The 8884-nt window shown below is 33.2% G+C and carries 5 protein-coding genes and 1 pseudogene; 5 read left to right on the top strand and 1 reads right to left on the bottom strand.

Features of this window, described 5'->3' with window-relative positions; all coding sequences use genetic code 11:
* Positions 1–2 precede the first annotated feature (2 nt).
* The 3 genes and pseudogenes from B2145_RS01070 to B2145_RS01080 all read left to right on the top strand — a co-directional run bounded on the left by B2145_RS01070 (position 3) and on the right by B2145_RS01080 (position 2734).
* Positions 3–394 (top strand): annotated as a pseudogene (locus B2145_RS01070) (GxxExxY protein).
* A gap of 149 nt (positions 395–543) precedes the next feature.
* Positions 544–2019 carry an RNA polymerase factor sigma-54 gene (rpoN, locus tag B2145_RS01075; RefSeq protein ID WP_291097242.1) on the top strand — a complete coding sequence of 492 codons (1476 nt, stop codon included), beginning with the start codon at positions 544–546 and terminating at the stop codon, positions 2017–2019.
* 103 nt (positions 2020–2122) lie between these two features.
* Positions 2123–2734: a hypothetical protein gene (locus B2145_RS01080; RefSeq protein WP_291097244.1), complete on the top strand. Its 612-nt coding sequence runs from the start codon at positions 2123–2125 to the stop codon at positions 2732–2734.
* On the opposite strand, the gene B2145_RS01085 is transcribed toward B2145_RS01080, so the two are convergent.
* A complete protein-coding gene (locus B2145_RS01085; RefSeq protein ID WP_291097246.1) occupies positions 2729–3424 on the bottom strand; it encodes a porin family protein in 696 nt (231 codons plus the stop codon). The genes B2145_RS01080 and B2145_RS01085 overlap by 6 nt on opposite strands.
* 289 nt (positions 3425–3713) lie before the next feature.
* Between B2145_RS01085 and B2145_RS01090 the strand changes: the two genes are divergently transcribed.
* Together B2145_RS01090 and B2145_RS01095 are read left to right on the top strand one after the other, a co-directional pair.
* A complete protein-coding gene (locus B2145_RS01090) occupies positions 3714–4229 on the top strand; it encodes a hypothetical protein (protein WP_349677710.1) in 516 nt (171 codons plus the stop codon).
* 245 nt (positions 4230–4474) lie between these two features.
* Positions 4475–8548, top strand: a complete 4074-nt coding sequence (locus B2145_RS01095) for a hybrid sensor histidine kinase/response regulator transcription factor (RefSeq protein ID WP_291097250.1) — start codon at positions 4475–4477, stop codon at positions 8546–8548.
* The last annotated feature ends 336 nt before the right edge of the window (positions 8549–8884 follow it).

Below are 8884 nucleotides of genomic sequence, written 5' to 3' on the forward strand. Positions count from 1 at the left end.
AAATGATAGACGAAAGAACGGAAGAAATTGCCAAGATAATTGTTAATTCAGCTTTTAAAGTTCATAAGGAACTTGGGCCAGGTTTATTGGAACGAGTTTATGAAGTTTGTTTGGCGTATGAAATAAACAAGGCTGGATTAGATGTTCAAAGTCAAATTGATGTGCCAATTATCTATGATGGAGCAATACTTAAAGAGAAATTGAGACTCGATTAATAGTTGAAAATTCTGTGATTATAGAAGTGAAAGCAGTTGAAATAATCAATCCTGTTTGGCACGCACAAATAATTAGTCATTTAAAATTAACCGATAATCAATTGGGATTTCTAATTAATTTTAATGTCCCATTAATAAAAAGCGGAATAAAAAGATTCATAAATACAAATTATTATTAAAACCCGCTTTGAGACTTTTCGTTTTTAAAAATAAAATAAAAACTTTGTGACTTAGCGCCTTCGTGGCAAAACAAATTAGAGACTTAAAAACAAACAATAAAAAACTTTGCGCCTTAGTGCCTTCGTGGCAAAAAATAAATTAGTGCCTTATGTTAAAGCAATTTCTAAATCTAAAATTATCCCAGAAATTATCTCCACAACAAATCCAGTTGATGAAGTTAATCCAATTGCCTACGCAAGCATTCGAACAACGTTTGATCGAAGAAATGAATGAAAATCCTGCATTGGAGGCTGGAACCGAAGAGGAAGAAAACTACGAAAAAGACGAATTCGACAATGATGATGCCAATGACGAATTCGACGATTATGACGACACTGAAAGTGAAGATACCAGCGACATCAATATCGACGAATATTTAAGCAGCGACGAAACACCAGATTACAAAACCCAAGCCAATAATTACAGTGATGATGACGAGGAACGCGAGTCGCCACTGGTGGCACCAATAAGTTTTCACCAAGATTTAATCAATCAATTGAACACTTTTATACTGAATGACGACGAGCGGGAAATTGCGGAATTTCTTGTGGGAAGTATCGACGATATGGGATATATTCGACGAAGCATTCCAGATATGGTTGACGATATGGCGTTTACCCAAGGCATTTACACCGATGAAAAAACGGTCGAGAGAATGTTGAATGTCATCCACGAGTTAGAACCTTCGGGTGTTGGCGCACGCGATTTGCAGGAATGTTTGTTGTTGCAATTGAAACACAAAACACCTACGGAATATGTCGCATTGGCAACGGATATTATCGAAAATCAGTTTGATGCTTTTTCCAAAAAACATTACGACAAACTGTTGCAAAAATACAATGTTTCGAATGAGCAACTCAAAAAAGCCATTCACGAAATAGAGAAACTCAACCCAAAACCAGGTGGTTCCTTTACCGGAAGCAACAAAATTACGGAACACGTTGTTCCCGATTTTGCCATACGTATTGTTGACGATGAATTGGTCTTGACCCTAAACGGAAGAAATGCACCTTCGTTACACGTTTCCAAGGATTACCAGGAAATGATGCAAACCTATAAAAGTTCCCGAGACAAATCGAATGCACAGAAAGATGCCGTTCAGTTTATCAAACAAAAACTGGATTCGGCCAAATGGTTTATCGATGCCATCAAACAACGCCAGGAAACGCTTTATGTGACGATGAACGCCATTATGCATTACCAACGGGAATACTTTCTTGAGGGCGATGAAACCAAGCTAAAACCGATGATTCTGAAAGACATTGCCGATATGGTGGGTCTTGACATTTCGACTATTTCCCGTGTGGCCAACAGCAAATATGTGGAAACGCCTTACGGGACAAAACTGATCAAGGAATTTTTCTCGGAATCGATGACAAACGACCAAGGCGAAGAGGTATCGACGCTCGAAATCAAGAAAATTCTACAAAACGTGATTGAGGACGAGGACAAACAAAAACCACTTCCTGACGATCAACTTGCTGAAATCCTAAAAGAAAAAGGCTATCCTATTGCCCGAAGAACCATTGCAAAATACAGGGAACAGCTGGATATTCCCGTGGCGAGGATGAGGAAGAAAATGTAGGGATTTTAGATTTACCCTTTTTGTCATTCCGACGAAGGAGGAATCTCAACAAACAGAGATTCCTCCTTCGTCGGAATGACAAATAAACCATTAACTTTATAGAATGAATTTAAAAAAAATCCTTCCTTTTTTTTCCTATTTATTCCACCCGATATTCATTCCGGCGTATGCCGCCTTGATCTACTTTTTTTTAAATGGTTCGCATTTTGAAAATCCAGAAAAATACTTCGTCCTTTTTCAAATAGTGGTTATCACGATTCTTCTTCCAATTCTCTTTTTTTTCGTGCTGCGTACCGTAGAACAGGTTAATTCCATAATGATTTCGGAAATATCGCAGCGCAAAATTCCGCTGGTTATTCAATGTTTTTTGATTATTTTATTGCTGCGAAAAAGCGTTACTTTGGATCGAATCCCTGAGTTGCATTTTTTCTTTTTAGGAGTATTATTAGGCACATTGCAAGCAGTTGTGTTATTGTTTTTTAAAACAAAAGCCAGTCTTCACATGATGGCCATAAGTGCCTTAACACTATTTGTTATTGCCTTAAGCATCCATAATCAAACCCGAAACATCAATATGATTGCGTTTTTAGTGCTTATGAATGGTTTTGTGGCTTCATCCCGTTTAGAAATGAAGGCGCATACAGGAAAAGAATTGGTGATTGGTTTTCTTTTGGGAAGTATCCCGCAACTGTTATTGATGTATTTCTGGCTATAGAATATAGAAAATAACCCCAATGTTCATCGAATTCATTTTTATGGATCCATTATCGGTTTTTGCCGATTTAAACAATGAATTTAAACCGTAATACGCATAAACATTAAACGTGTTATAACCCGAAGAAATATAAGCGCCATATTGGAATTTATTAAAATCTTTATTACCGGTGACAACTATTTTGCCTTGGCCGTCTTTATAAATTGATCTGTCATATAACAAATAACCCAATTTAAGACCACCATAAATCCTCCAAAATTTATAACTTTCATAGGTTGATGTTCGCCACCTAAACTCAATAGGCACTTCGACCAAAAACTGTGTAAATCTGTTTTTATTATAAGTCTCCTTGGAATCAATAATCGTGTAAACCGGTGTTTGATTGAGCTGTGTAATGGCTAGATTTTGATTGTAATTGTTATATGAAAAACCAATCCCGGAAGCTATTGCAATAGTTCTATTTTTATTTATGGGCATATCTCTAAGAAAACCCGTGGAAAAACCCGTGGAAAATTTACTTTGGGATAATCCTGCCGGTTTTCGCTGCAATGTATTGTAGGTAAACCCAAAATAAAACTGGTCTTCCCTATAAAGCGAATCTATTTTTGTGGAAGGCAATATAGGATTAGTGGTCTGTGAAAATACATTGACCACCATAAACAAAAGAAATGTTTTTAGGAATAAACGCATACTGAGTTTTTTGTGGGTTAAAATTACAAAAAAAAGGCAACCGAAAGACTACCTTTTTTAGATTGTATAGAATTATGTGCAGAGAGGAAGGGATTCGAACTTAATATACAAAAAACTCACTTTTATGAATAGCCATAAGGCCTAAACCCCTATATTACAAAAGGATGTATATTCATTTATTTAATGAAAATTAAGGCTTAGATATAATATTATGCCCCTTATTATGCCCCCGTTCAAATATAATTTTTATATTTGAAAAAAATAGTTATGAATTATCCCTTCACATTTAATCTATAAGGAACCAAATAGCGAAAAGGAAACACTTATTTATTTAAGAGCCAGAATTAAAAATGACGATAAATACTTGAAATATTCTACAGGAGAAAAGATAAATCCAAAATTTTGGGATAAGGAAACGAGTTTACCAATATCTACTTCGGGCAAAACAAAAGAAGCCATTGAAAGAAGACAAATTTCAAATCAATTAATTAGATACTCTAATGAATTTTCAAGAATATGCACTTCATTAGAATATATGGATATTCGGATTGAATTAGACGTCATAAAAGAGGAATTATATAAAGTATTCAAAAATTCCCCAACAATAAAAAATAATTTTTTCAGCATTATTGATCTATATATTAATGAAAAAAAGGCGCTGGGACAATGGGGCAATGCATCAATAGAAAAATACAATACTTTAAGCAAGCTACTTAAAGAATTTCAAGAATCAACAAAATTCACAGTCACTTTTAATAACATTAATCAAAGATTTTATGTTTTATTTATTCAGTACTGTAGATAATATAAAAACTTTCAATTGAAATGCTCTCTCTTTGAAGAGTCGGTCATATGTTTTGCAAATTTATTTTATGCTTTAAATCAAGATTTTTGTTCTTAATAGAAAATAAAACTAAATCAAAATATTCTTGCAATTTAAATAGAAATATAATTTTTGAGCGTTTATTTATGTTAGTTTCAAATAAATTTAGCTTATAATTGTATTTTTTACGCGTAATTAAATTAATTGATCTTTTAAACATATTTTTCTTGAAGAATTTTGCACTACTTCTTGTATTATTATTAGTTTTTTCTTTAACAGTTTTTTCTCAAGAGTATCCGGTTAAATTTCTCGATATATCTGATGGTTTGTCTAATAATTCTGTAACGACAATTTATCAGGACAGTGATGGTTTTATGTGGTTTGGAACATATGACGGATTAAACCGATATGACGGATATGATTTTAAAGTCTATCGCAATAATATTAATAACAAAAACTCATTGTCATTTAATACGATTTATGTTATAGAGGGGGATTCGAAAAAGAATATTTGGGTAGGGGGAGCTAATGGAGCCTGTGTTTTTGATAGAAGAGAATCTGTTTTTCATCCTCTTGAACATGTTTCGAAAAATAATAAAATTCAAGTATTAAAAGACGTTATTCACCAGATACGCTCCGTTTCAAAAGAACTAGTATTAGTTGCTTCTCAAAATTTTGGTTTGCTGATTTTTGAAAACGGATCATTTATTGGCAAGCATATAGAACTTAAAGCGCAAAATAATAAAATTATTAAATATAGTTATGACGCCAAAGTTCTTGAGGATGATAGAGTAAATGGTCGTTGTTGGGTATATGTAGTTAATATAGGTATTTGTAGTTATAACTATAGTTCAAAAAGCTTTAAGGTTATATATCCGCTATCAATGGACGTAAAATGCATGAAGGTTTCCTTAGATGGTAATCTTTGGCTAGGAACCGATGAAGGTCTTTATCTGTTTAACATTAAATCTAGTTTGCTTTCAGAGAATTATTTTTTAAATAAATGTATTGTTACTGATATTCTTATCGATAAGAAAAAGGAGATCTGGCTAACTACAGATGGTTGTGGTATTTATAAAGTAATCGATAAAAATAAAAAAGTAATTCCCTACAACTTTGCTAACGGGCAACAATTTGTAAAAAGTAATTCGATATGGAGTTTATATGAAGATGTAGCAGGAAATAAATGGATTGGTACATTACGAGGAGGAATCAGCATGATTGGCAATAGCCCAAAATATTTTAAAAACATAAAATACAAAACAAAAGATAATGACCTTGCCGAAAATTTCATACTATCCTTTTGTGAAGATGAAAAAAAAAATCTGTGGATAGGTACGGATGGAGCAGGTTTAAAGTATTGGAATAGAAAATCAAATAACTATACGATCTATAGTAATTCGGCCAATGCTGCTCATAAAATCAGCAGTAATTTTATTACCAGTATAATAAGAGATGATACTAATGAGATCTGGTTGTCAACTTGGGCTGGTGGCGTAAACCGTATTAATCCTGCCAATAATAGTATAAGCCATTTTTCGTGTTACAATCCATTTACCAAACAGATTGAAAAAAATATATGGTTTGTCTATAAGGACTCCAAGGGGAATATTTGGGCTAGTGCAACCAATGAAGGCTTCTTGTACTTTTTTGATAGAGCTAAAAGTGCTTTTGTGCTCTTTGATAAAACAATCGATAATTTACAGTGTCTTATCGAGACGAGTGATGGTATATTGTGGGGAGGTAATTACACTTCATTGTTTGCCATAGACAAAGCAAGTAAAAAACACAAGAAGATAGACATCGGTAATCCTATTAGATGTATTCTTGAAGATAAAGACAAAAATCTTTGGTTGGGTACTTCAGAAGGAGGACTATTGTTGTTTGACAGAAAGACCGACAAATTTAAAAGATTAACTACAAATGATGGTTTACCTTCTAATACGATTTTAAGAATACTAGAAGACAAAGGCGGAAATTTATGGATGAGTACTTACAACGGTATTTGTAGATTTGATAAAAAAAGAAGAACGTTCAGAAACTTTTCAGTAAATGATGGGTTGCAAAGTAATCAGTTTAGTTTCAATGCTGGTGTGAAATTGTCTACAGGGGAATTTCTTTTTGGAGGTATCAATGGATTTAATTCCTTTTTTCCAGAAGATATTAAGGAATTCAATCAGAAGAATAATTTATTGTTGACTGATTTTTATGTTAACAATCAGCCTATCGAAGAAAGTAAAAATGAATTAATATCAAAGTGGGATTCCGGTAAAATTAAAGAGGTGAATTTACCGTATGATCAAACGACCTTGTCAATAGAATTTGTAGCGTTGAATTATAATAATGCCGATAAAATAAATTATGCGTACTACTTGGACGGCTGGGATGATCGATGGAATTATGTTGGCCAAGCCCGAAAAGCAAATTATACAAGATTAGCAGAAGGGAAGTATGTCTTTAAAGTTAAAACTACAAACTTTAGAGGAGGATGGAATAAAGAAGAAAGTCTTATTACTGTTGTAGTTTTACCTCCATGGTACAGAACTTGGTGGGCTTATAGCTTATATTTACTTGTGGGAGTTGGAATTGTTTTTGCGTACATAAAATACAATAAAAACAAAGAAAAATTAAAGTATAAAGTAAAAATTGCAGAATTAGAAAGAAAAAAAGAAAAGGAAATTGCCGAAAAACAATCGTCGATGTTTACTTATATATCCCATGAGTTTCGAACACCACTGTCTCTTATTATAAATCCATTAAAAAAAGCGGTTCAAATAGAAAACGGTCAAAATGGATCTTCAGGAAGTGATTTAGCAATTGCTCATCGAAATGCAAGAAGACTTTTAAGTCTAGTAGATCAGTTGTTGCTTTTTCGTAAGGCTGAAAATGACGCAGATTTACTTAGAATATCTACTATAAACGTAAATAATCTTTGCAATGAAGTATATCAATGTTTTGTTAATCAGGCAAAAGATAAAAATATTAATTATACTTTTCAGATACCAGAACACAACATTGAGTTAATTGGAGATTATGAAAAAATAGAAATATCCTTGTTTAACCTCATGTCCAATGCCTTCAAATATACTCCAGCAGGAGGAGCAATTGACCTTAAGGTTGCAGAGACTGAAACGAATGTAAGTGTCGAAATTTCAGATACGGGTACAGGAATAGAAAAAAACGATATACAAGTTATTTTCGATAAATTTAAACAGATAAGTTCCAAAGCATCTGTTGGTGTCGGCTTTGGGATTGGGCTTTTTATGGTTAAGTATTTTGTTGAGAAACATAAAGGTACTGTAAGTTGCAGTAGCGAAATTGGTAAAGGAAGCGTGTTTAAATTAACCTTTTTAAAAGGTAAGAATCATTTTGAAGATTTGCAAATTAGTACAGTTACTTCTAAAATGAGCCCGTTGGTTGAAGAGCTTATGGCAGATGACATAGAGGAAATTGTTGAAATTCCTCCTACCATAGCTCTGGATAATGAATTACATAAAGAGATGCTAACGAGTAAGCGTACCCTTTTAATTATAGATGATAATACGGATATACGAAATTATTTGGTTAGACTCTTTTCGGATACCTATATGATATACAGTGCAGATAATGGCGAGGAAGGTTTAAAACTGACTAAAAAATACATGCCCGATTTGGTTATCAGTGATATTGCCATGAACGTTATGGACGGACTTGAATTGTGCCGAAAAATAAAGGAAAACAGTAGTTTGTCCCACATTCCTGTAATATTATTAACGGCATCCAAAAATCCCGAAACACATCTTCAAGGAATCAGCGATGGAGCAGACGATTATATTACGAAACCATTTGATGACGATTTACTGGTTGCCCGTGTTGAATCATTATTAAAAAGTCGCAGTAATTTACGTAAATACTTCCTAGATAATATAACTCTTAGAGAGAATACTCAAAAGGTTCCTGCCGAATATCAAGAAGTTTTAAAAAAATGCATTGCTATTATAGAGACAAATATTCATAAACGTGATTTTACCATTAAAAATTTTGCTGCTGAAATGGGAATGAGTCATAGAACTCTTTATACTAAAATTAAAATCATTTCAGGACAAACCTTGAATGCATTCATACGTTCAGTGCGATTAAGAAGGGCCGCAATGCTATTGTTGACCGAAAATATTAATATTGCCCAAGCATGTGCCGAGGTAGGTTTTGAAGACCCAAAATATTTTAGACAGCAATTTGTAAAGTTGTTTGGAATGACTCCTTCGGAATATATCAAAAAATATAAAAGCTCTTTTAATGCTGATACAAATATTATCAGATAGTATTTTAAACCCGTTGGGTGTAATTCCACATATTCGCACCAAATTGACTCCTTAAGCTAACGATTACAGCACGAAAAATACGTAAATTAGATTCGCTCTTTGCAAGGCCGATTTTTAAACTGTTGCGTAATAACACGAGTGTAATTTTGGTTGTGAAATGTGTGATGGCCCCAGTGGCGGCATTTATTTTACCCCTATATTTTAGCTTCCACGCTTGGAAATAAGTATTATTTTGCTCAATTTTTAGGGTATAAATCATATTGTCGCAATAAATTAATAATTATATATCATTTAAAAACAGATGATTATTATTATATAAGTAATAAGAATAAAATA

It is taken from the genome of Flavobacterium sp. UBA5153 (assembly GCA_002413745.1).
Taxonomy (GTDB): Bacteria; Bacteroidota; Bacteroidia; order Flavobacteriales; family Flavobacteriaceae; genus Flavobacterium.

Coding starts and splice junctions, on each gene's coding strand:
- B2145_RS01080 (WP_291097244.1), top strand. CDS start 2,123: ATGAATTTAAAAAAAATCCTTCCTTTTTTTTCCTATTTATTCCACCCG.
- B2145_RS01085 (WP_291097246.1), bottom strand. CDS start 3,424: ATGCGTTTATTCCTAAAAACATTTCTTTTGTTTATGGTGGTCAATGTA.
- rpoN (WP_291097242.1), top strand. CDS start 544: ATGTTAAAGCAATTTCTAAATCTAAAATTATCCCAGAAATTATCTCCA.